Annotated in this window: 26 protein-coding genes; 15 read left to right on the top strand and 11 right to left on the bottom strand. The window is 73.3% G+C overall.

The genetic code is table 11. From position 1 onward, the window contains the following. Positions 1-7: 7 nt before the first annotated feature. Entirely contained in the window at positions 8-1,057 is a 1,050-nt protein-coding gene (pdhA, locus tag ACFWI8_RS06490) for a pyruvate dehydrogenase (acetyl-transferring) E1 component subunit alpha (protein ID WP_387086558.1), read from the bottom strand. A gap of 152 nt (positions 1,058-1,209) precedes the next feature. Here pdhA and ACFWI8_RS06495 point away from each other — a divergent pair, with 152 nt between their 5' ends. Together ACFWI8_RS06495 and ACFWI8_RS06500 are read left to right on the top strand one after the other, a co-directional pair. After that, positions 1,210-1,692 carry an Lrp/AsnC family transcriptional regulator gene (locus ACFWI8_RS06495; RefSeq protein WP_387086560.1) on the top strand — a complete coding sequence of 161 codons (483 nt, stop codon included), beginning with the start codon at positions 1,210-1,212 and terminating at the stop codon, positions 1,690-1,692. Between the two features lie 77 nt (positions 1,693-1,769). Beyond that, complete coding sequence (locus ACFWI8_RS06500; protein WP_387086562.1) at positions 1,770-2,399, top strand: dihydrofolate reductase family protein; 630 nt, start codon at positions 1,770-1,772, stop codon at positions 2,397-2,399. Between the two features lie 3 nt (positions 2,400-2,402). Here ACFWI8_RS06500 and ACFWI8_RS06505 read toward each other — a convergent pair whose 3' ends face one another. Next, positions 2,403-3,539, bottom strand: coding sequence for a nitric oxide synthase oxygenase (locus ACFWI8_RS06505; protein ID WP_387086564.1), 1,137 nt, complete (start codon positions 3,537-3,539; stop codon positions 2,403-2,405). A gap of 544 nt (positions 3,540-4,083) precedes the next feature. Then, positions 4,084-4,692: a TetR/AcrR family transcriptional regulator gene (locus ACFWI8_RS06510; RefSeq protein WP_387086566.1), complete on the bottom strand. Its 609-nt coding sequence runs from the start codon at positions 4,690-4,692 to the stop codon at positions 4,084-4,086. Positions 4,693-4,836: 144 nt separating this feature from the next. Here ACFWI8_RS06510 and paaN point away from each other — a divergent pair, with 144 nt between their 5' ends. Beyond that, complete coding sequence (paaN, locus tag ACFWI8_RS06515) at positions 4,837-6,510, top strand: phenylacetic acid degradation protein PaaN (protein WP_387086568.1); 1,674 nt, start codon at positions 4,837-4,839, stop codon at positions 6,508-6,510. A gap of 7 nt (positions 6,511-6,517) precedes the next feature. On the opposite strand, the gene ACFWI8_RS06520 is transcribed toward paaN, so the two are convergent. Next, entirely contained in the window at positions 6,518-6,712 is a 195-nt protein-coding gene (locus tag ACFWI8_RS06520) for a hypothetical protein (protein WP_387086570.1), read from the bottom strand. A gap of 311 nt (positions 6,713-7,023) precedes the next feature. On the opposite strand from ACFWI8_RS06520, the gene ACFWI8_RS06525 reads away from it, so the two are divergent. After that, the gene (locus ACFWI8_RS06525; protein WP_387086572.1) at positions 7,024-7,698 is read left to right on the top strand and encodes an HAD family hydrolase; all 675 of its coding nucleotides are present in this window, start codon (positions 7,024-7,026) and stop codon (positions 7,696-7,698) included. A gap of 21 nt (positions 7,699-7,719) precedes the next feature. Then, a complete protein-coding gene (locus tag ACFWI8_RS06530; protein ID WP_387086574.1) occupies positions 7,720-8,415 on the top strand; it encodes a vWA domain-containing protein in 696 nt (231 codons plus the stop codon). Between the two features lie 628 nt (positions 8,416-9,043). Here ACFWI8_RS06530 and ACFWI8_RS06535 read toward each other — a convergent pair. The 3 genes from ACFWI8_RS06535 to ACFWI8_RS06545 are packed head-to-tail and all read right to left on the bottom strand — an operon-like array spanning position 9,044 to position 11,692. Next, positions 9,044-9,781, bottom strand: a complete 738-nt coding sequence (locus ACFWI8_RS06535) for a TrmH family RNA methyltransferase (RefSeq protein WP_387086576.1) — start codon at positions 9,779-9,781, stop codon at positions 9,044-9,046. Further along, positions 9,763-11,031 carry an HTTM domain-containing protein gene (locus ACFWI8_RS06540; protein WP_387086578.1) on the bottom strand — a complete coding sequence of 423 codons (1,269 nt, stop codon included), beginning with the start codon at positions 11,029-11,031 and terminating at the stop codon, positions 9,763-9,765. The genes ACFWI8_RS06535 and ACFWI8_RS06540 overlap by 19 nt, the downstream gene beginning before the upstream one ends. After that, entirely contained in the window at positions 11,024-11,692 is a 669-nt protein-coding gene (locus ACFWI8_RS06545; RefSeq protein ID WP_387086580.1) for a DUF5819 family protein, read from the bottom strand. Before ACFWI8_RS06545 ends, ACFWI8_RS06540 begins: the two co-directional genes overlap by 8 nt. Positions 11,693-11,857: 165 nt before the next feature. On the opposite strand from ACFWI8_RS06545, the gene paaA reads away from it, so the two are divergent. From paaA to ACFWI8_RS06575, 6 genes are read left to right on the top strand one after another with little or no spacing between them, the layout of a single operon-like run. Beyond that, the gene (gene paaA / locus ACFWI8_RS06550; RefSeq protein WP_387086582.1) at positions 11,858-12,817 is read left to right on the top strand and encodes a 1,2-phenylacetyl-CoA epoxidase subunit PaaA; all 960 of its coding nucleotides are present in this window, start codon (positions 11,858-11,860) and stop codon (positions 12,815-12,817) included. Continuing rightward, the gene (paaB, locus tag ACFWI8_RS06555; protein ID WP_311599920.1) at positions 12,814-13,101 is read left to right on the top strand and encodes a 1,2-phenylacetyl-CoA epoxidase subunit PaaB; all 288 of its coding nucleotides are present in this window, start codon (positions 12,814-12,816) and stop codon (positions 13,099-13,101) included. The genes paaA and paaB overlap by 4 nt, the downstream gene beginning before the upstream one ends. Then, the gene (paaC, locus tag ACFWI8_RS06560; RefSeq protein ID WP_387086584.1) at positions 13,098-13,808 is read left to right on the top strand and encodes a 1,2-phenylacetyl-CoA epoxidase subunit PaaC; all 711 of its coding nucleotides are present in this window, start codon (positions 13,098-13,100) and stop codon (positions 13,806-13,808) included. Before paaB ends, paaC begins: the two co-directional genes overlap by 4 nt. Continuing rightward, positions 13,802-14,278 (top strand): 1,2-phenylacetyl-CoA epoxidase subunit PaaD, encoded by a 477-nt coding sequence (paaD, locus tag ACFWI8_RS06565; protein ID WP_387086719.1) that lies wholly within the window; start codon positions 13,802-13,804, stop codon positions 14,276-14,278. The genes paaC and paaD overlap by 7 nt, the downstream gene beginning before the upstream one ends. Beyond that, on the top strand, positions 14,275-15,312 hold the full coding sequence (locus ACFWI8_RS06570) for a 2Fe-2S iron-sulfur cluster-binding protein (protein ID WP_387086586.1): 1,038 nt from the start codon (positions 14,275-14,277) through the stop codon (positions 15,310-15,312). The genes paaD and ACFWI8_RS06570 overlap by 4 nt, the downstream gene beginning before the upstream one ends. 29 nt (positions 15,313-15,341) lie before the next feature. After that, a complete protein-coding gene (locus ACFWI8_RS06575) occupies positions 15,342-16,520 on the top strand; it encodes a pyridoxal phosphate-dependent aminotransferase (RefSeq protein WP_387086588.1) in 1,179 nt (392 codons plus the stop codon). Here the strand turns inward: ACFWI8_RS06575 and ACFWI8_RS06580 are convergent. Beyond that, entirely contained in the window at positions 16,517-16,900 is a 384-nt protein-coding gene (locus ACFWI8_RS06580; protein WP_387086590.1) for a VOC family protein, read from the bottom strand. The two genes, ACFWI8_RS06575 and ACFWI8_RS06580, sit on opposite strands and share 4 nt — an antisense overlap. Positions 16,901-16,941: 41 nt before the next feature. Next, positions 16,942-17,382: a VOC family protein gene (locus ACFWI8_RS06585; protein WP_387086592.1), complete on the bottom strand. Its 441-nt coding sequence runs from the start codon at positions 17,380-17,382 to the stop codon at positions 16,942-16,944. Between the two features lie 97 nt (positions 17,383-17,479). Here ACFWI8_RS06585 and ACFWI8_RS06590 point away from each other — a divergent pair, with 97 nt between their 5' ends. Then, entirely contained in the window at positions 17,480-18,070 is a 591-nt protein-coding gene (locus tag ACFWI8_RS06590; RefSeq protein ID WP_387086594.1) for a TetR/AcrR family transcriptional regulator, read from the top strand. A 41-nt stretch (positions 18,071-18,111) separates the two neighbouring features. Continuing rightward, positions 18,112-18,453: a DUF5713 family protein gene (locus tag ACFWI8_RS06595; RefSeq protein ID WP_387086596.1), complete on the top strand. Its 342-nt coding sequence runs from the start codon at positions 18,112-18,114 to the stop codon at positions 18,451-18,453. Positions 18,454-18,466: 13 nt separating this feature from the next. Here the strand turns inward: ACFWI8_RS06595 and ACFWI8_RS06600 are convergent, their stop codons facing one another. Beyond that, positions 18,467-18,757, bottom strand: coding sequence for a hypothetical protein (locus ACFWI8_RS06600; RefSeq protein WP_387086598.1), 291 nt, complete (start codon positions 18,755-18,757; stop codon positions 18,467-18,469). After that, positions 18,754-19,131 (bottom strand): DUF6247 family protein, encoded by a 378-nt coding sequence (locus ACFWI8_RS06605; RefSeq protein ID WP_387086600.1) that lies wholly within the window; start codon positions 19,129-19,131, stop codon positions 18,754-18,756. The genes ACFWI8_RS06600 and ACFWI8_RS06605 overlap by 4 nt, the downstream gene beginning before the upstream one ends. Before the next feature lie 175 nt (positions 19,132-19,306). Here ACFWI8_RS06605 and ACFWI8_RS06610 point away from each other — a divergent pair, with 175 nt between their 5' ends. Continuing rightward, positions 19,307-19,846 carry a DinB family protein gene (locus ACFWI8_RS06610; protein ID WP_387086602.1) on the top strand — a complete coding sequence of 180 codons (540 nt, stop codon included), beginning with the start codon at positions 19,307-19,309 and terminating at the stop codon, positions 19,844-19,846. A 74-nt stretch (positions 19,847-19,920) separates the two neighbouring features. Continuing rightward, positions 19,921-20,091, top strand: coding sequence for a hypothetical protein (locus ACFWI8_RS06615; protein WP_387086604.1), 171 nt, complete (start codon positions 19,921-19,923; stop codon positions 20,089-20,091). The last annotated feature ends 8 nt before the right edge of the window (positions 20,092-20,099 follow it).

Below are 20,099 nucleotides of genomic sequence, written 5' to 3' on the forward strand. Positions count from 1 at the left end.
GTGGTCGTCACCCCAACGTCACCCCCAACGACGCTGCCTGCGCCCGCAGTTGTGGCGTCGGGGCGGCGAAGACATGGGCGAAGAGGTCGGCCGGGTCGAGCCGGGGGTCGGCGCCGAGCCCGGCCCGCAGGGCCGCCGCGAGCGCCTCGGCCTCCTCCCGTGCCTTCGTTTCGAACTCCTCGTCGAGCAGCCCGTGGTGCCGCAGCTCGTCGCCGAGCAGCGTCAGCGGGTCCCTGGCCCGCCACGCCGCGACCTCGGCCTCCCGCCGGTAGCGGCCCGCGTCGTCGGCGTTGGTGTGCGCGTCGAGCCGGTAGGTCAGGGCCTCGATCAGGGTCGGTCCGCCGCCCGCCCGGGCACGGGCCAGCGCCTCCCGCACCACGGCGAGCACGGCGGGCGCGTCGTTGCCGTCCACGAGACGGCCCGGCATGCCGTAGCCGACGGCCTTGTGCGCCAGGGTGGGCGCCGCAGACTGCTTGGCGAGCGGCACCGAGATGGCGTAGCCGTTGTTCTGCACCAGGAAGACCACCGGGGCCCGCCACACGGCGGCGAAGTTCAGCGCCTCGTGGAAGTCGCCCTCCGAGGTGCCGCCGTCGCCGACCAGGGCGAGCGCCACCACGTCGTCGCCGCACAGCCTGGCCGCGTGCGCCAGGCCGACCGCGTGCGGGAGTTGGGTGGCGAGCGGGGTGCACAGCGGGGCGACGCGCAGCGCGCGCGGGTCGTAGCCGGTGTGCCAGTCGCCGCGCAGCAGCCCGAGCGCCGCGACCGGGTCGAGGCCGCGCACCACGGTGGCCAGCGTGTCGCGGTAGCTGGGGAAGAGCCAGTCGCGCGGTTCGAGGGCGAGCGCGGCCGCGACCTGGCACGCCTCCTGCCCGGTCGAGGAGGGGTAGACGGCGAGCCGGCCCTGCCGGGTGAGGGCGGTCGCCTGGGTGTTGTACCGGCGGCCGCGCACCAACTGCCGGTAGAGCTCGGGCCAGGTGTCCGGGTCGGGCTCGGCGCCGGTGCCGAGCACCCGGTGGGGCTCCGGCTCCGGCAGCAGCTCGCGTGCGGCCACGTCCACGGCGATACCTCCCGTCGTGCGGTCGGCGTCTCTCCCTACCGATTGTTCGGTCGACGACGCATCCTGGCTACGGGTCGCGAGGCCCTGTGGACAGCTGGCCGGGTTTGCCGTCCCATGGGGGCAGGACGTCCAGGGAGGGGAGGTGAATCCGCATGGCGGAAGACCAGTTGACCACGGGCCGGGTGGGGCCGGTCCGGCCGCTGGACCCGATCGACGCGGCGATACTGCGACTGCTGCGGGCGGACGGCCGGGCGTCGATCCGTTCGATCGCCGAACAGGTGCACATCTCCCGGGCCAACGCCTACGCCCGCGTCAACCGGCTGCTGGACGACGGGGTGATCCGGGGCTTCGCGGCCCTGGTGGACCACGAGCGGGCGGGGCAGGGCGCGTCGGCCTACATCACGCTGAAGATCGTGCAGGACAGCTGGCGCACGGTGCGCAGCAAGCTGGCGCGGCTGCCGGGCGCCACCCACATCGCGCTGGTCAGCGGCGACTTCGACGTGCTGCTGCTGGTCCACACGGCGGACAACCGGGAGCTGCGCGAACTGGTCCTGACCCGGATCCAGGCGATCCCCGAGGTGCTGTCGACGCGCACGCTGCTGGTCTTCGAGGAGACCGACCTGATCCCCGAATGACCCCCGAACGACCGACGACCGATGAGTTCCCCGCCGCGCCCCGGTCTGACCGGGAAACGACGTGAGGAGGCGAACCCATGCGGCTGACGTTGACCGAGTTCCTGACCCTGGACGGCGTGGTGCAGGGCCCCGGCGGGCCCGAGGAGGACACGTCGGACGGCTTCTCCCACGGCGGCTGGTCCTACCCGTACGCCGACGAGGACTTCGGCCGGCTGGTCACCGGCTGGTTCGACCGGGCGGACGCGTTCCTACTCGGCCGCCGCACCTACGAGATCTTCGCCGGCTTCTGGCCGGAGCATCGGGACCCGGCGGACCCGGTGGCCTCCCGGCTCAACACGCTGCCGAAGTACGTGGCGTCCACGACTCTGCGGGATCCCGGCTGGGCGCACACCACCGTGCTCGCGGACGACGTGCCGGCGCGGGTGGCCGAGCTCAAGGCGCGCCCGGGGCGCGAGCTGCAGATCCACGGCAGCGGGGTGCTGGCCCGCTCGCTGTTCGCGCACGACCTGATCGACGAGGTGCGGCTGCTGATCCACCCGGTGGTGCTGGGCGGCGGCCGCCGCCTCTTCGCGGCCGGCACGGTGCCGACCGCGCTGCGGCTCACGGACACGGCCACCACCGGATCCGGCATCGTGCTCCAGGTCTACGAGCCGGTGGGCCGCCCGTCGTACGGCTCGTTCATCGCGGACGCCGCCACGCGCGGCTAGCGCCTAGTGGGCCACCGGGCAGCCGGTGGCGCGGGCCTTGGCCTCGTCGTCGAGGTAGAAGTTGGGCCGCTGGTCGCCCTCGTCGTAGTAGCGGTGGAAGACCGGCGTCAGGCCGCCCGAGATGGGCGGCACGATCCAGCTCCAGTCGGTCGGCACCCGCCGACCGGCCCGCTCCTCGCGTTCGAGGTGGGTGAGGAAGCGCTGGGACTCGGTGTGGTGGTCGGTGATCTTGACGCCGGCCGCCTCGAACGAGTGCAGCACGGCGACGTTGAGCTCCACCACGGCCCGGTCCTTCCAGAGCGTGGTGTCCTTGCTGGTGTCGAGGCCGAGCAGTTCGGCGACGACGGGCAGCAGGTCGTAGCGGTCCGCGTCGGCGAAGTTCCGCGCGCCGATCTCGGTCCCCATGTACCAGCCGTTGAACGGGGCGAGCGGGTAGTCGATGCCGCCGATCGACAGCCGCATGTTGGAGATGGCGGGCACGGCGTGCCAGCGCAGGCCGAGTTCGGCGAAGCCCGGGTGGTCGGGGTGGCTGATCGGCACCTCGAGCACCAGGTCGCGCGGCACGTCGAAGAGCTGCGGCTTGTCGCCGTGCGTCTCGATCACCAGCGGCAGCACGTCGAACCAGCCGCCGGGCGCCTGCCAGCCGAGCCGCCGCACCGCGTCGGTGAAGTCGACGTTGCCGGGGTCGCCGATCACGCCGCCGTCCACGGTGCGGTAGCCGGCGTAGCGGATGAGCTGGCTGTTCCACACCAGTGGCGCCCTGCGGAACGGGGTGGCGGGCGCGAAGACCGAGATCACCGGGCGTATCCGGCCGTGGTTGGTGGCCTGCCGCAGGTGTTCGCACAGGTCGGCGTGGATCTCGTCGGGCGTCGCCGAGGTGCGGCGGTCGAGCACCCGCAGGCTCTTCCAGTACAGCCGGCCGATGCAGCGGCTCGAGTTGCGCCAGGCGACGCGGGCCCCGTACTCCAACTCGGCGCGGGTGTGCCGGTAGGTGCCGGTGCGCTCCAGGTGCTCGCGGATCTGCCGCAGCCGCATCCCCGTGGGCACCGGCTGGTCCGGCTCCTCCGCGTGGAACCGCCGCACGAAGTCCTCGGCCTCGGCCCAGTCCGGCACCTGCCAGGCGCGTGCCGCACTCGCCAAACCGTGGCCGGCTGTCGCCGGCCCCACCTGCCGCGCCACCGCCGCCGAAGGCGGCGTGGTGGCGGCCCGTGCCCACGCCGGCTCCGCCGGCACCGCGTGCGGCGGCTGCGCCGCCGAAGGCGCCGGCCCGGCGCCGCGCGCCGGATCCAGCTGCGCGGAGCCCGCGCCATACGGCGGCTCCGCCGCCCCGGGCCCCACGACGCGCCACGTCTGGCCCCCCGCCGAAGGCGGAGCGGAACCCGCGTCCGCGGCACCCGCCACATGCGACGGCGAGGACGCCGCCGGCTCAGGCGAGCGCGCCCCGGAAACGGCCACACCCGGCGGCTCCGTCGCCGCACGCTCCGCCGCCCTCTCGTCGGGGTCGCGCCATGCGTGGCTCCCCGCCGGAGGCGAAGACGGCTTTCCCGCCGGAGGCGAAAACGGCCTCGTGGGGACGTGGCGTTCGTGGTTCATGGGCTCTCCGTGGTCGCCTGTGCCTGGTGCGCCACCCCCACGCCGGGCAAGGGTAGTTGATGTCACCTGACGGGCGGGTGCCATCGCTCCGCTATGGCGCGGAGCCGCGCACCGTCGGCTTTCGCAGCCCGTCGAATGCGGTGGAAATGACGGCTTCGACCACGTCGCGGGAGACGACCGGCTCCCCGGGATGTGGCCGATACCACTCCACTATCGAGTTGATCATGCCGAACAGCAGCCGGGTCGCCAGCCTGGGGTCCACCTCGGGCCGCAGGTCGCCCTCCGCGACGGCGGCCCGGACCAGGTCCGCGACCCGCTGGTCGAACTCGCGCCGCCGCGCCAGCGCCCACCGCTCGGTGTCCGTGTTGCCCCGTACCCGGAGCAGCAGCGTCACGTACGGCAGCCGCTCCATCAGCACCTCGGCGGTGCGCCGCACCACCCACTCCAGGCGCGCCACGGCCCTGCCGTCCCGCGCCGCCGGCTCGTCCAGCACGGCGAACAGGCCGTCGAGCGCGTGCTTGACCGCCCGGTCGAGCAACTCCTCCTTGGAGCGCACATGGTGGTAGATCGAGGACTTGGAGATGCCGGCCGCCCGGGACAGGTGCTCCATCGACGTGCCGTCGTAGCCACGGTCGTTGAAGACCCCGACCGCGACCTCCAACAGGCTCCGTACCGTGTAGGCGTCCCGCCGCGCCGCCATACCCACCTCGGCAACACCCCGCATTCGGCGCGCTCGCGCGCCCTCGCACCCTTGCCCCGACCGATCGTTCGGTAGCAGTATCCGAAGCAGTATCGGACACGCCCGCCAGTGTTCCACTCGCGACCCGATGAGGAGTTGGCCGCCGTGACGACCTCCGCCACCGCACCCCAAGCGCCCGCCGTCGAGGCCCACCGCGCCACGCTGGAGGCCGCCGTCGCCGCCATCCGCGACCGCGCCTTCTGGTCGCCGCACCCCGAGAGCCCGCGCGCCTACCCCGCCGACGAGGGCGCCGCCGCCTTCGCCGCGCTGCGCGACCACCGCTTCCCGCTCCACGACCAGCCGGGCACCACGGGCTGGGTCGGCGGCGAGGTCTCGCCCTACGGCTTCCCGCTCGGCGTCGAGTACCCGCACCCCGACCCCGACGTGCTGCTGCCCGCGATGCGCGCCGCGCTGCCCGCCTGGCGCGCCGCGGGGCCCGAGACCCGCGCCCTGGTCTGCCTCGACGCCATCGCCAGGATCAACGCCCGCAGCGCCGAGTTCGCGCAAGCCGTCATGCACACCACGGGGCAGGCGTACCCGATGGCGCTCCAGGCCGGCGGCCCGCACGCCCAGGACCGGGGCGTCGAGGCGGTGGCCCACGCCTACGTCGAGCAGACCCGCGTCCCGGCCGCGCCCGTCACCTGGACCAAGCCCCAGGGACGGCGCGAACCCCTTGTCCTCACCAAGGAGTTCACCGCGGTGCCGCGCGGCATCGGCCTGGTCATCGGCTGCAACACCTTCCCCACCTGGAACGGCTACCCCGGGCTCTTCGCCTCCCTCGCCACCGGCAACCCGGTGCTGGTCAAGCCGCACCCGCGCGCCACGCTGCCGCTCGCGCTCACCGTGCGGATCGCCCGCGACGCGCTGGCCGACGCCGGCTTCGACCCCAACCTGGTGGCCCTGGCCGCCGAGCGCGACGGCGAGGGCGTCGCCCGCGTCCTGGCGCTGCGCCCCGAGATCCGCGTCATCGACTACACCGGCTCCGCCGCGTTCGGCGACTGGCTGGAGGAGAACGCCCACCAGGCCACCGTCTTCACCGAGAAGTCCGGGGTCAACACCGTCGTCCTCGACTCCACCGACGACTACGCGGGGCTGCTCGCCAACCTCGCGTTCTCGCTCGCCCTCTACAGCGGCCAGATGTGCACCACCCCGCAGAACCTGCTGATCCCGCGCGCCGGCATCGGCACCGACCAGGGCCGGAAGACCTACGACGAGGTGGTCGCCGACCTGGCCGCGGCCGTCACCGGGCTGCTCGCCGACGACGCCCGCGCCGCCGGGCTGCTCGGCGCCCTCGTCAACCCCCAGGTGCCGCGCCGCCTCGCGGAGGCGCCGGCGCTCGGCGAGGTGGCGCTCGCCTCCCGCGCCGTCAGCCACCCGGAACACCCGGACGCCACCGTCCGCACCCCGCTGATCGTCAAGCTCTCCGGCGACCAGCCCGCCTGCCTCACCGAGCAGTTCGGCCCCATCACGTTCGCCGTCGCGGTCGACTCGACGGACGACGCGCTCACGCTGCTGCGCCGCACCATCCGCGAGCACGGCGCGATGACGGTGCTCGGCCACACCACCTCGGCGGCCGTCGAGCGGGCGCTGACCGAGGTCTGCCTCGACGAGTGCGCGCAGCTCTCGCTCAACCTCACCGGCGGCGTCTACGTCAACCAGACCGCCGCGTTCTCCGACTTCCACGGCTCGGGCGGCAACCCGGCCGCCAACGCCAGCCTGGTGGACGCCGCGTTCGTCGCGTCCCGCTTCCGCTTCATCGAGATCCGGCGACCCGCCTGAACGGCCCTCACATCCCGGCCGCGCGCCAGAACCGCCAGCTGGCGTCCAGCACGTCGGCGTTCCGCTGCTCCCACTCGGTCGCGGCGCGCACCGCGTCCTGCGGGCACTCCCACACCCGCCCGCCGATCAGCGCGCGCAGCCGCAACCGGGTGCCGCGCCGACCGGTGACGCGGCCGACCCTGCCGGTCCGCGTGTCGACCACACAAGCGCCCTCCGCCCAGGCCATCGCAGCTCCCTCGGTCCGTCCTGGTGCCTGTTTCCTCACTGTGGACGGTTTTTCGCGCGGCCGGTTACGAGTTTCCACCGCATTGCGCAACAGAAGACACCTTCGGGGGACGCGGCCGGAGTGACCGAGGCGCACCTGTTCGATTAAAGGGAGGGGCGGCCGGGGGCGCAGCGCCGCGCGGCAATATGCCGCACCCCGCCCGCGCCCGTCCCCGTTTCGCGGATTATCCGCCCGATCCGGGGACGACGCCGTTTCGCGGCCCGCCGCGCCGCCCTACGCTGCCGGCCATGATTCGAGCAGTCGTGTTCGACGTCGGCGAGTGTCTGCTGGACGAGAGCCGCGAGTGGGATGGCTGGGCGGCCTGGGTGGGCGCGCCACGGCACACGTTCTCCGCCCAGTTCGGGGCGATGATCGCCCAGGGCCGCGACCCCATGGAGGCGTTGCGGCTCTTCCGGCCCGAGTTCGACCTGGCCGCGGAGCGGGAGAAGCGGGAGGCGGTGGGCGAGCACGAGTGGTTCGGCGAGAACGACCTCTACGCCGACGTCCGGCTCACCCTGAAGCTGCTGCGCGCCTCCGGACTGACGCTCGGCATCGCGGGGAACCAGACCAAGCGGGCCACGGACATCCTGCGCCGCCTCTTCGCGGGCTACGTGGACCTGGTCGGCTCGGCCGAGACCATGGGCGTCGCCAAGCCCGACCCGCGCTTCTTCGAGATCCTGATCCACTCGCTGCGGATGGACCCGCGCGAGATCCTCTACGTCGGCGACCGCCTCGACGAGGACATCCGCCCGGCCGCCGCCCTCGGCCTGCGCACGGCCCTGATCCGGCGCGGCCCGTGGGGCCTCATCCACCAGCACCACCCCGACGCCGACGCGCTCCCGACGATGCGGATCGACGGGCTGCGGGAACTCACCGACCGCATCGCCAAGCACAACGAGAACCACCCGGGGAACTCCTCCTGACCCCCGACCGGTTCACCGGTCATGCCCCTCTCCCTCGAGAAGTTCACCGCCGTCGCGCCCGACCTGGTCGAGCGGTACGAGACGGCCCGCGTCAGCCTGAGCAAGCACCGGCTGCTCGGCGAGCGCGCCGCCGTCTACCTCGTCCTCGACCGCTCGGGATCGATGCGGCCCTTCTACCAGGACGGCACGGTGCAGCGCCTCGCCGAACAGGCCCTCGGCCTGGCGGCCCACTTCGACGACGACGGCGTGGTGCCGACCGTGTTCTTCTCCACCGAGGTGCACACGACGGCCGACGTGGTGCTCGGCACCCACCGCGGCCGGATCGCCGAACTCCACGAGACGCTCGGCCACATGGGCAAGACGTACTACGCCAAGGCGATGCGCGCCGTCATCGCCCACCACCGCGCCTCCGGCGCGACGGCACCGGCCTTCGTCATCTTCCAGACGGACGGCGCGCCGAAGGACAAGGGCGAGACGGGCCGCCTGCTGGCGGAGTCGGCGCGGCTGCCGATCTTCTGGCAGTTCGTCGGCTTCGGCGACGACGAGTTCACCTTCCTCCGCCGCCTCGACGACCTCCCCGGCCGCGCCGTCGACAACGCCGGCTTCTTCCCCGCGGGACCGACGCCGAAGTCCCTCCCGGACGCGACCCTCTACGACGCCCTGATGACCGAGTTCCCCACCTGGCTCACGACGGCCCGCGCGGCGGGCATCCTGTAACCAGCGCTTTCTCCCCCACCCTCCCCCGCTGGCACGGACCACGGCCAACCGCCCACCGGCGCTCCGCGCGGGGGGTTCCCCGCCCACCCGCCCCTTGTCGCGCCCCGCGCGGTGGCGCGGCCCCGGCCTGCGGCGGCTTGGCCGCCGGGTCGGTCGCCGCGCGGGAGGATTTCCCCCACCCCCCGCCCTTCACCGCTAGCGCGGAGCGCCGCGGCTGCGCCGCCGGGCCGGCCCGGCGCTTCGCGCGGGGGCCCCGCCCGCCCTTCACCGCGCCCCGCGCGCGGAGCGCTGGGGCCGCCGCGCGAGGCCACCCTCCCCCAGCTAACGCTGGGAGGTGCCCCCAGGGGCGGGTGGGTGGGCGCGGACCCGCACCCGCCCCGCGCGAGCGGACCCGCGGGTGGGTGGGCGCGAGCGCCGCAGGCCGGACCGCTGCGCGGCAACTCGGCCGCGGCCCGCCCGCCCCTCCGCGCGCTTCGCGCGGGAGCGCGGGAGCGCGGCAGGCCCCACCGCCGCGCGAGGCCACCCTCCCCCAGCTAACGCTGGGAGGTGCCCCCAGGGGCGGGTGGGTGGGCGCGGACCCACCCGCTCCGCGCGAGCGGACACGCGGGTGGGTGGGGGGGAAGGCGCGTCAGCCAGCCACCTGCGGCCGCACATGGAAGAGCACCATCGCCACACTCGTCGCCAGGTTGTAGCTGGACACCCCGGCCCGCATCGGCAGTGACACCAGCGCGTCGGCGCGCCCCCGGACCTCCGCCGAGAGCCCGGCCCGCTCGGAGCCGAAGGCGAACACCGCGTCGGCCGGCAGGTCCACCGTCCGGATGTCGGCGCCCGCCGGGTCGAGCCCGTACAGCGGGCGGTCCGCCGGCAGTGCGGCGACGTCGCGCCGCACCACCGCCGTGGCGTAGTGCAGGCCGGCCGCCGCCCGGAGCACGTTCGGGTGCCAGGGGTCGACGGTGCCGGTCGTGATGACGCCGCCCGCGCCGAGGCCCGCCGCCAGGCGGACGACGGCGCCGATGTTGCCGAGGTGGCGCGGGTTGTCGAGCACCACCACCGGCGCCCCGGGCGCCGGTTCCCGCTCGACCGTCCTGGCCAGCGCCGCGACGCCCGTGGGGTGCGGCCGTTGCACCAGACGCGCGAGCCCTTCACCACCCACCTCGACGAGGAGTTCGTCGAGCCGCCCGACGACGTCCGGCGCCAGTTCCGCCGCGAGCCGGAGCGCCGCGCCCCGGTCGGCCGCGACCGCGACCGGCACCTCGGCGCCGAACCGCAGCGCGTGCTTCAGCGCGTGGAAGCCGTCGAGCAGCACAGTGTCCGTGGCCGCGTTCCACCGCGCCGGGACGTCCTCGTTCATCCGTCTCTGGCCCATTCCGGCCGGCGTTCCTCGACGGCCGGCGTCTCGTCGACCTCCGGCGCGGCGGCGGCGTCCTGCTCCCGCCGGCGGCCCCGCGTCCACAGGCCGCGGGCGCGTCGTTCCAGCCAGAGCAGGAAGACGGTCGGCAGGAAGACGCTGTCCATGGCGATCATCGCGAGCGAGAAGAACGGCAGGCCCATCAGCACCGCGATCCCGATGTGCTCGGCGATCATGACCACCAGCAGCACGTTCTTGGCCCGCCGGTTGAGCAGCGCGAAGACGAACGCCACCTGCACGAAGACCGTGCCGTAGCTCATCGCGAGGACCAGCAGCCCGCTGCCGGAGAGGAGCCCGGTGATCTCGGGCCACGGGTTGAAGTAGTCCAGGTGCATCGGGTAGTACGCGGCGGTGCCGTCCTGCCAGCGTGAGCCCTGGATCTTGTACCAGCCGGCGGTGCCGTAGATGATGCAGACCTCGGCCATGATCACCAGCAGGGTGGCGTTGTGCACGAGGTTGGCGAGGATGTCCGAGACGATCCGCGTCTCGCTGCGGTCGAACCGCTGGATCAGCCACCACCAGCCGTACGCCAGCCAGAGGCCGACGAAGAACAGCGACCAGATCGGGCTCTCCAGCCTGCCGGTGGCGGTGGCGCCCATCAGCGTCAGGCCGAGCACCGTCCACAGGACGATCCCCACGGGGTCCGCCGGGTGCTCGCGCCCGCTCGCGCGCCGGCGCGCGTCCAGCGACCACACCTGGCCGCACCGCACCAGCACCAGGTACATCGCCATCAGGTGGATGACGTTGTCGCCGCCGTCGCCCATGAAGATGCTGCGGTTCTGGACCGACAGCACGCCGACCATGAACAGCAGCGACATGGCCCGGGTGCGCCAGCCGAGCAGCAGGCCCAGGCTCGCCGCGATGGCCAGGTGGTACACGAACTCGAACCACAGCGTCGAGTCCGACCACAGCAGCACGGTGAACGCGCCGTTGTTGTCGACGAACCGGGTGGCCATGTCGAAGCTCCACGGGCTGTCAGGACCGTAGAGCTCCCGCCGGTGGGGCCACTCGCGCAGCAGGAAGAGCAGCATCGTCGTCGCGAAGCCGATCCGCACCATCGCCGTCTGGTGCGGGCCGAGCGCGCGCCGCGTGACGTTGCCGACGCCGCGCCCGAGCCAGGCGTCGAAGCGCGCGCCGATGCCCGGTCGCTGCTCGGCGGTGTCCGCCGCGGTCGCGCTCCGTTGAGCCGGAACCGTCACGTCACTCACCCCCGCCCGGCAGGTCCGCCGGCGTCACGTCCCACCACGCCAGCTCCTCGTAGCGGGTCTCGGTGTCGAAGTCCTCGGTGCGCCACGCCGGCGCCGGCACCCGGGTCAGCGCCTCGCGCAGCTGGAGGCGGGTCGCGTCGCGCACCTCGATACCGCTCTCCTGGAGCCGCAGCAGCGCGATGCGGCGCATGTACTCCTCGGAGAGCTCGCCGCGGAAACCGACCGGCTCGCCGTCCTCGTTGTGCGCGCCGGTGTAGAAGTCCCAGCCGCGGCGCAGCAGGTTCTGGTCGGCGTGGCTGGGGGCGGGGTTGTGCTCGATGGCCTCGATGTCCATGGCGGTGAGGTCGACCCAGTCGGTGACCTCGCCGTCGATCTCGACGCGGGCGTGCACGGCGACGTTGCGCTGGAGCGGGTTGGGCGCGAACAGCTTCCAGTTCTGCTCGAACTCCGGGTAGATGTAGTCGCGCACGCCCTCCCGGTACTCCTCGTTGACCGTGTTCGACGGCGCGACGAAGAGGAAGACCGCGAACAGGTGCCAGGCGGCGAAGGTGCCGAGCGCGCCGAGCGTCAGCGCGATGACCAGCCGGGACGCCAGGGAGAGCGCGCTCAGCTGAACGGTCTCGGTGGGCGGATCGCCCCTGGTGTCGTCGGTGTGCGGCATGCTCGCCCCGTTCCCCCGGTACCACAGTGGCTTGACCGCAGCACCGTACCTGCCCGCCGGCGACCTTGACACACCGGAGCCGTCGGATCACCATCGAAGCAGCGCCGAACCGAACGATCGGTCGGTTGCTGTGCCGAGGGCGACGCGCCAGGGGAGGCCCAGCCGATGGAGCGACCGACGACGCCGACCGCACCGCGACCGGACGGACTTGAGGACCGCTTCTCCCGCACCGTCGCCGCCGACGAGCGGATCGAACCGCGCGACTGGATGCCCGACGGCTACCGCGCCACGCTGCTCCGCCAGATCGCCCAGCACGCGCACTCCGAGATCATCGGCATGCAGCCGGAGGCCAACTGGATCACCCGCGCCCCCTCGCTGCGCCGCAAGGCCATCCTGATCGCCAAGGTCCAGGACGAGGCGGGCCACGGCCTCTACCTCTACTCGGCCGCCGAGACGCTGGGCGCGAGCCGCGACGAGCTGCTCGACGGGCTGCACTCGGGCCGCCACAAGTACTCGTCGATCTTCAACTACCCGACCCTCACCTGGGCCGACGTCGGCGCCATCGGCTGGCTGGTGGACGGCGCCGCGATCACCAACCAGGTGCCGCTGTGCCGCTGCTCCTACGGCCCCTACGCCCGCGCGATGACCCGGATCTGCAAGGAGGAGTCCTTCCACCAGCGGCAGGGGTACGAGTCGCTGTACGCCCTGTCCCACGGCACGCCCGCGCAGCGGGCGATGGCGCAGGACGCGGTGGACCGCTGGTGGTGGCCCTCGCTGATGATGTTCGGCCCGCCGGACGACGAGTCGCCGCGCACCGCGCAGTCGATGGCCTGGAAGATCAAGCGCCACACCAACGACGAGCTGCGGCAGCGGTTCGTGGACATCTGCGTGCCCCAGGCCGAGGCGCTGGGCCTCACCCTCCCCGACCCCGAGCTGCGGTGGAACGAGGAGCGCGGCCACCACGACTTCGGGCCGATCGACTGGGCGGAGTTCCGCGCGGTGCTGCGCGGCGACGGGCCGTGCAACGAGCAGCGCATCGGCCTCCGCCGGGCCGCGCACGCCGAGGGCGCCTGGGTCCGCGAGGCGGCCGCCGCCTACGCCGACAAGCACGGGCTCGCGGCATGAGCGGCGCCGACTGGCCGCTGTGGGAGGTCTTCGTCCGGCCGCGCCGCGGCCTCGCCCACACCCACGCCGGCAGCCTGCACGCCCCGGACGCCGAGGTGGCGTTGCGCAACGCCCGCGACCTCTACACCCGGCGCGGCGAGGGTGTCTCCATCTGGGTGGTGCCGGCGGCCGCCATCGCCGCCACCTCGCCCGACGAGCGCGACCCGTTCTTCGCCCCGGCCGCCGACAAGCCCTACCGCCACCCCACCTTCTACGCCGTGCCGGACGGGGTGCGTCACCTGTGACCGTCCCCGCGACCGCTCCGACGGCCACCCTGGCCCTGGCGGACGACGCGCTGATCCTCTCCCACCGGCTCGCCGAATGGGCCGGCCACGCCCCGGTGTTGGAGGAGGAGGTGGCACTGGCCAACCTGGCCCTCGACCTGCTGGGCCAGGCCCGCACCCTGTTCCCGCTCCTCGGCGACGAGGACGAGCTGGCCTACCTGCGCGAGGAACGCGCCTTCACCAACGCGCAGTTGGTCGAGCAGCCGAACGGCGACTTCGCCCACACCATCGCCCGCCAGCTCTACTACGCCACCTTCCAGGAGCTCCTCTTCCAGCGCCTGGCCGCCCTGGACACCGAGCTGACCCCGCTCGCCGTCAAGGCCGCCCCGGAGACGGCCTACCACCGCGACCACGCCGTCACCTGGGCGCTGCGCCTCGGCGACGGCACGGAGGAGAGCCACGCCCGGATGCAGCGCGCCGTCGACGCCCTCTGGCGCTACACCGGCGAGCTGTTCCACCCCTTCCCCGACCTCCCGGGCCTCGACCTCGCCGCCGTGGAACGCGACTGGCTGGCCCGCATCTCCGAGGTCCTGACCACCGCCACCCTCACCGTCCCCACCGCCACCCGCGGCGGCACCGGCCGCCGCGGCCTGCACAGCGAGTCCTTCGGCCGCTTGCTCGCCGAGATGCAACACCTCCACCGAAGCCACCCCGGAGCCACCTGGTGACCGGCCCGACCGAGGAGGAACTGCGGGCCGCGGCCGGCGCCGTGCCGGACCCCGAGCTGCCGGTGGTCACCCTCGCCGACCTCGGCGTGCTGCGCGCGCTACGCAGGCTCCCCGACGGGGCCGTCGAGGTGGATCTCACGCCCACCTACACCGGCTGCCCGGCCGTCGAGACCATGGCCGCCGACCTCCGCGCCGCGCTCCTCGCCGCCGGCGCCACCCGGGTCGCCGTCACCACCGTGCTGACCCCGCCCTGGTCGACCGACGACATCACCCCCCAGGGCCGCCGCAAGCTCGCCGCCGCCGGGATCGCCCCACCACGGCCCACCGGGACCGTCTTCATCCCCGTCGGCTGCCCGAACTGCGGCAGCCGGGACACCGCCCTGCTGAGCCGCTTCTCGGCCACCGCCTGCCTGTCCCTGCGCCGCTGCACCGCCTGCGCCGAGCCCTTCGACCACGTCAAGGAGCGGTGAGACCGTTGCGCTTCCATCCCCTCACCGTTACCCGCCGCTCCGACCTCACCGACGACTCGGTCGCCCTCACCCTGGCCGTGCCGCCGCATCTCGCCGAGACCTTCCGGCACCTGCCGGGACAGCACCTCACCGTCCGGCACGGCACCGCCCGCCGGACCTACTCCATCGCCTCGCCGCCCGGCGCGCCCGAACTCACCATCGGCGTCCGCCACATCCCCGGCGGCCTCTTCTCCCACCACGTCCTCGCGGCCATCGGCCCCGGCCACACCCTGCACGTCCTGCCGCCCACCGGCCGGTTCACCCTCGCCCCCCGCCCCGGCCACTTCGCCGCCGTCACCGGCGGCAGCGGCATCACGCCCGTTCTCGCCATGGCCACCACCCTGTTGGAGAGCGAGCCCACCGCCCGCTTCACCCTGCTCCGGGCCGAACGGGACGCGGCCAGCGCGATGTTCATCGACGAGGTCGCCGACCTCAAGGACCGTCACCCGGAGCGGTTCCAACTCCTGCACGCCCTCAGCCGCGAGGAGCGTCACACGGGCCCGGCCACCGGCCGCCTCACCGAACCCCGGCTGCGGCGGCTGCTGCCCGCGCTGCTCCCCGTCGACCGCGTCGACGGCTGGTACCTCTGCGGACCGCTCGGCCTCGTCGACGCGGCCACAACCGCCCTGCGGACGCTGAACGTTCCCCAAGGGCTCATCCACACCGAGTTGTTCCACGTGAAACCGGCTCCCGCCCCGCCACCGTCCGAGACGCCGAACGCCGCGACCCTCACCGCCACCCTGGACGGTCGCCGCGCCAGCTGGCCCCTCGCCCCCGGCGACACCCTGCTGACCACCGTCCTCCGCAACCGCCCGGACGCCCCCTACGCCTGCCGTGGCGGCGTCTGCGGCACCTGCCGTGCCCGCCTCGTCAGCGGCGAGGTGGCGATGGACCGCAACTTCGCGCTGGAGCCCGCCGAGCTCGCCGCCGGCTATGTCCTCGCCTGCCAGTCACGCCCCCGCACCCCCGCCGTCGAGCTCGACTTCGACGCGTGATCCGCCCGCCCCCGGCCTAAGATCGGTCCATGGGGTCACTGGAGACGAGCGGCAGGCCGCTGCTGAACCGCAGGCTGGCCGGGCTCGGCACGACGATCTTCGCGGAGATGTCGGCGCTGGCGACCGCGACCGGCGCGATCAACCTGGGCCAGGGCTTCCCGGACACCGACGGCCCCCAGGCCGTGCGCGAGGCGGCCGTGCGTGCCATCCGCGAGGGCCACGGCAACCAGTACCCGCCGGGCCCCGGCATCCCCGAACTCCGCGCGGCCGTCGCCGACCACCAGCGCCACCGCTACGGACTGGAGCTCGACCCCGACACCGACGTCCTGGTCACCGCGGGCGCCACCGAGGCCATCGCCGCCAGCATGCTGGCGCTCCTCGAACCGGGCGACGAGGTGATCGCCTTCGAGCCCTTCTACGACTCCTACGCCGCCTGCATCGCCATGGCCGGCGCCACCCGCGTCCCCCTCACCCTGCGCGCCCCCACCTTCCGGCCTGACCTGGACGAGCTCCGCGGCAAGATCACCGACCGCACCCGGCTGCTGCTCCTCAACACCCCGCACAACCCGACCGGGATGGTCCTCACCCCCGAGGAACTCGCCGCCATCGCCGAGCTCGCCCGCGAGCGGGACCTCCTCGTCGTCACCGACGAGGTCTACGAGCACCTGGTCTACGAGGGCGCCCACCACCCCATCGCCGCCCTGCCCGGCATGCGGGAGCGCACCGTCTCCATCTCCTCCGCCGGGAAGATCTTCTCCTTCACCGGCTGGAAGGTCGGCTGGGCCATGGGCGACGCCCCGCTCGTCGCCGCCGTCCGCACCGCCAAGCAGTTCCTCACCTATGTCAGCTCGGGGCCGTTCCAGTACGCGGTCGCCGAAGCGCTGCGCCTGCCCGACGCCTACTTCGACGGCCTGCGCGCCGACCTGCGCCGCAAGCGCGACCTGCTGGCCGACGGCCTGCGCGCGGCCGGCTTCGAGGTCTACCAGCCGGACGGCACGTACTTCATCACCACCGACATCGCCCCGTTCGGCGAGAAGGACGCCTACGCCTTCTGCCGCGCCCTCCCGGCCCGCTGCGGGGTCGTCGCCGTGCCCAACTCCGTCTTCTACGACGACCCGGAGGCCGGCCGCACCCAGGTCCGCTTCGCCTTCTGCAAGCGCGACGACGTCCTCGCCGAGGCCGCCGACCGACTGCGCGGCCTCGGTTAGCCGTCGGCCGTGCCCCGCTCCGCCGCGCTCCGCTCGACGCACAGCTCGTTGCCCTCCGGGTCGGTGAGCGTCACCCACCCGGTGCCGTCGGGTCGCCGGTGGTCGCCCTGGAGCGTGGCCCCGAGGGTGAGCAGCCGCTCCACCTCCTCGTCCCGCGTCCGGTCCTCCGGCTGGAGGTCCAGGTGCACGCGGTTCTTCACCGTCTTGGGCTCCTCGACCCTGATGAAGAGCAGTCCGCCCGTCGCCGTGGTGACGAGGGCGTGCGGGCGGCCGGGAGCGTCGTCCTCGCCGAGCGAGCCGTCCAGTACCCGCGCCCAGAACGTCGCCAGCGCGTAGGGGTCGGCGCAGTCGAAGGTGATGTGGCGGATCGAAGCACTCATGCCGGCCAGCGGATCACGATGCCACCCCGCTGTACAGCACCTCAGGCCGCCGGAGCGTGCCCCGGCGCGTACTGCTCGGCGTACTCCTCCGTCGCCGCCACGACCGTGATGACGTCGATCAGCACCCCGTCCGGCGCCGCGACGACGAAGTGCCGCTGACCGAACTCCTCGGTGCGCGGCGGCAGCACCTCGGGCAGGCCGGCCCTTCCCACCAGCCGGTCGTGCTCCGCGTCCACGTCGTCGACCTCGAAGTTCAGCAACAGCCCACCGCCGATGGCGGCGCGGTGCCCCTCCGGGATCGTCGGGTGTCCGTGGTCGAGCAGCGCGAGCTCGTAGTGCGGGGCGTCCGGCCGGCGGAGGCTCACGTACCAGTCGGCCTCGAAGGTCGGCTCGAAGCCGAAGTGCTCGGTGTAGAAGCGGCGCGAGGCGGCGACGTCGCGACTGACGATCACCGGATAGAAGCCGGTCAGCTCGGCACTCATGGTGGTTCTCCCTCTCCAGCTTTCACATACCTTGGGTATGTGAGTACGAGACGCTAACATACCCCGGGTATGTGAATTCGAGGGAGGACGGAACGCGATGGCCCCCACGCGAGCCGAGCAACGAGCGGCGACCCGCCGCGCCCTGCTGGACGAGGGCCGCCGCCGCTTCGCCGCCGACGGCTACCACGACGTGGTCTTCGCCGAGGTCGCCCACGCGGTGCGCGTCACCAAGGGCGCCGCCTACCACCACTTCGACAGCAAGACCGGCCTCTTCCGCGCCGTCGTCGCCGAGGTCCAACAGGAACTCGGCGAACGCGTCGCGGCCGCCGCCCAAGAGCACGACGACCCCTTCGAGCAACTGCGCGCCGGCTGCCGCGCCTTCCTCTCCGCCGCCGCCGACCCCACCGTCCGCCGCATCGTCCTGCTGGACGCCCCCACCGTCCTCGGCTGGCACGAGTGGCGGGCCATGGACGAGGCGGCCTCCGCCCGCCACCTGGCCGAGGCCCTGGAAACCCTCATGGCCGCCGGCACCATCCCCGACCAACCGGTGGCCCCCCTGACCCGGCTGCTCTCGGGCGCCATGAACGAGGCCGCCCTCTGGCTGGCCGAGTCGACCGATCCCCAGGCCCTCGCCCAGACGGAACGCGCCCTCGACCGCCTCCTGTCCGGCCTGCGCGCCCACCCCTAGACCGGCCACGCGGTGTCAGTGCCCCCGGCGACAATCGGCCCATGCCCATCACCAACCCGGGGGCCGCCGACCGCCGGTTCCTCGAAGTGCTCTACGAGGACGACTACTTCCCCGACCACGTGCTCGACCGGGGCCGGGCGATCCTGACGCGGCTCTGCGAACGCGTCGAAGCGGACCGCCCGGCCGACCTGGCCGCGTTCTACGCCCTCACCCACGCCGCCACCCGGGAGTTCAACGCCCTGGAGGCCGAGTTCGAGGCCGCCGGCAGCGAGATCGAGACCGTCGCCCGCGAGGAGATAGGCGGCGACTTCTGGTTCATCGCCCACACCTACGGCTTCGCCGACGCGGACCCGGAGGAGCTGATCGCGCCGCGGGAGTGGTGAGCGACCGGATCTCTCAGAGGTCGGCGAAAGGAGGGATCACCCGAACGACAGCGATCAACTTCATACGAGGGACAGGCAGGGCGTAGAACCAGCCGTCGGCAAGGAGCGGAATTCGGCGAAGGCCGCCCGGACCGCCGTGAGAGGGGCCGGCTCCGATGTCCGTGACATCAACGCCCACCTCGGCGAGAGCGACGAGCTCGTCGGCAAGGCGCTCGACTTCCGCGACCACATGTGCCGGGAGGCCGGAAAGCACGTGCTCGGCGTCCGGGTCATACTCCCAACGCCACTGCCACTTGTCGCTCACAGACCACTCTGCTCTTGGCGGACGCCGGCCTCGACCGTGGCCGCGTCGATGATGGCACCGATCTCGGCCGCGATGGCGCGCGCCTCGTCCAGATCATCGACTTCCGCGGCTCTGGCCTCCAGAGCCCGCAGCCGCGCCGCCCGCCCCGGGTGGCGCTCGATCGCGACACGGACCGCCCACTGCCCGACGAAACGCCGCATCGGAGCCGCGCTCACCTGCTCCCGCGCCTGGCGCAGGGCGACAGCGCGCTCCGTATCAAACGTGCCGAGCGCTTCGGGAGCGAGCAGGGCCATGGCCGCCCGCAGGTCCTCGGGCGTACTGGCCGGCTGGGGAATCCCCGGCGCATCAGCCGGAAAGCCGGACGCGGTCGTCATGCGAATGCTTCCTCCCGTCGCTGCGCCTTGCCGTCCATGCAGCCTAACCTTTGGTCTGACACAGCGATGCCGTTCGTGCGGCCTCAGACCCGCTGCACGTGGACGACTCGCTCGTGGGGGCGGCAAGCCGAATTCGTTTGCGAGCCGCACGGCGGCCCTGCCAGGCTCGCCGCTCGTGACGACCCCACCTCGCGTAGAACTCCTGACCAACCAGCTCGACATGGTCTGGTCGCTGTTCGAGTACCACCTCCCGGCGCTCGACGACGACGCCTGCCGCTTCGAGCCCACCCCAGACAGCTGGACCGTCCGCCAGGACGCGGCCGGACGGTGGGTCGCCGACTGGCAGGTGCCGGAGCCCGAGCCGGCGCCGGCCACCTCGATCGGCTGGCTGACCTGGCACATCGGCTACTGGTGGACCACCGCCCTCGGCCACTGCTTCCGCGACGGCGCCCCCGACCGCGAGGACATCACCTGGCCCGGCGACGCCGCCTCCGCCACCGACTGGCTGCGCGGCCTGAAGGACGACTGGCGCACCGCGCTCCAGTCCCTCACCGACGCCGACCTCGACTCCACCGAGCGGACCAGGACCCTTCCCTGGGGCGAGGGCATGCGCCTGGTCGACATCGCCGGCTGGGTCAACTTCGAACTGGCGAAGAACGTCAGCGAGATCGGCTACGTCCTCCGCCTCCACGCCGCGGCGGCAGGGACCCGCTGAGCGCACAACGGTACGATCGGCCGGGGCCGGGCCCCGGCCGCGTTTCCCAGCCTCGGGAGACGACCTCGCTGCCGATGACCGCCGAGGCCGTCAACCAGGCCGGGAACCTGGGCAGCCTCACCGGCGGCGCCACCGGCGCATTCGGCGACACCGCGGTCTGCCTCGGCGCACTCGACCTGGACGTCGCGGCCAGCGCGCTGCTGGCGGCCTTCGGCCTCTGGCGCGTCCGACGCCGGCTGAACTGACGCGCGCG

The organism is Streptomyces sp. NPDC127098, assembly GCF_042722465.1.
Taxonomy (GTDB): domain Bacteria; phylum Actinomycetota; class Actinomycetes; order Streptomycetales; family Streptomycetaceae; genus Streptomyces; species Streptomyces millisiae.

What these genes read in the sequence shown, in the direction of transcription:
- ACFWI8_RS06495 (WP_387086560.1), top strand. Translation starts at nt 1,210, where the DNA reads ATGGCGGAAGACCAGTTGACCACGGGCCGGGTGGGGCCGGTCCGGCCG.
- ACFWI8_RS06500 (WP_387086562.1), top strand. Translation starts at nt 1,770, where the DNA reads ATGCGGCTGACGTTGACCGAGTTCCTGACCCTGGACGGCGTGGTGCAG.
- ACFWI8_RS06510 (WP_387086566.1), bottom strand. Translation starts at nt 4,692, where the DNA reads ATGGCGGCGCGGCGGGACGCCTACACGGTACGGAGCCTGTTGGAGGTC.
- ACFWI8_RS06525 (WP_387086572.1), top strand. Translation starts at nt 7,024, where the DNA reads ATGATTCGAGCAGTCGTGTTCGACGTCGGCGAGTGTCTGCTGGACGAG.
- ACFWI8_RS06530 (WP_387086574.1), top strand. Translation starts at nt 7,720, where the DNA reads ATGCCCCTCTCCCTCGAGAAGTTCACCGCCGTCGCGCCCGACCTGGTC.
- ACFWI8_RS06535 (WP_387086576.1), bottom strand. Translation starts at nt 9,781, where the DNA reads ATGGGCCAGAGACGGATGAACGAGGACGTCCCGGCGCGGTGGAACGCG.
- ACFWI8_RS06545 (WP_387086580.1), bottom strand. Translation starts at nt 11,692, where the DNA reads ATGCCGCACACCGACGACACCAGGGGCGATCCGCCCACCGAGACCGTT.
- paaA (WP_387086582.1), top strand. Translation starts at nt 11,858, where the DNA reads ATGGAGCGACCGACGACGCCGACCGCACCGCGACCGGACGGACTTGAG.
- paaB (WP_311599920.1), top strand. Translation starts at nt 12,814, where the DNA reads ATGAGCGGCGCCGACTGGCCGCTGTGGGAGGTCTTCGTCCGGCCGCGC.
- ACFWI8_RS06575 (WP_387086588.1), top strand. Translation starts at nt 15,342, where the DNA reads ATGGGGTCACTGGAGACGAGCGGCAGGCCGCTGCTGAACCGCAGGCTG.
- ACFWI8_RS06580 (WP_387086590.1), bottom strand. Translation starts at nt 16,900, where the DNA reads ATGAGTGCTTCGATCCGCCACATCACCTTCGACTGCGCCGACCCCTAC.
- ACFWI8_RS06585 (WP_387086592.1), bottom strand. Translation starts at nt 17,382, where the DNA reads ATGAGTGCCGAGCTGACCGGCTTCTATCCGGTGATCGTCAGTCGCGAC.
- ACFWI8_RS06590 (WP_387086594.1), top strand. Translation starts at nt 17,480, where the DNA reads ATGGCCCCCACGCGAGCCGAGCAACGAGCGGCGACCCGCCGCGCCCTG.
- ACFWI8_RS06595 (WP_387086596.1), top strand. Translation starts at nt 18,112, where the DNA reads ATGCCCATCACCAACCCGGGGGCCGCCGACCGCCGGTTCCTCGAAGTG.
- ACFWI8_RS06605 (WP_387086600.1), bottom strand. Translation starts at nt 19,131, where the DNA reads ATGACGACCGCGTCCGGCTTTCCGGCTGATGCGCCGGGGATTCCCCAG.
- ACFWI8_RS06615 (WP_387086604.1), top strand. Translation starts at nt 19,921, where the DNA reads ATGACCGCCGAGGCCGTCAACCAGGCCGGGAACCTGGGCAGCCTCACC.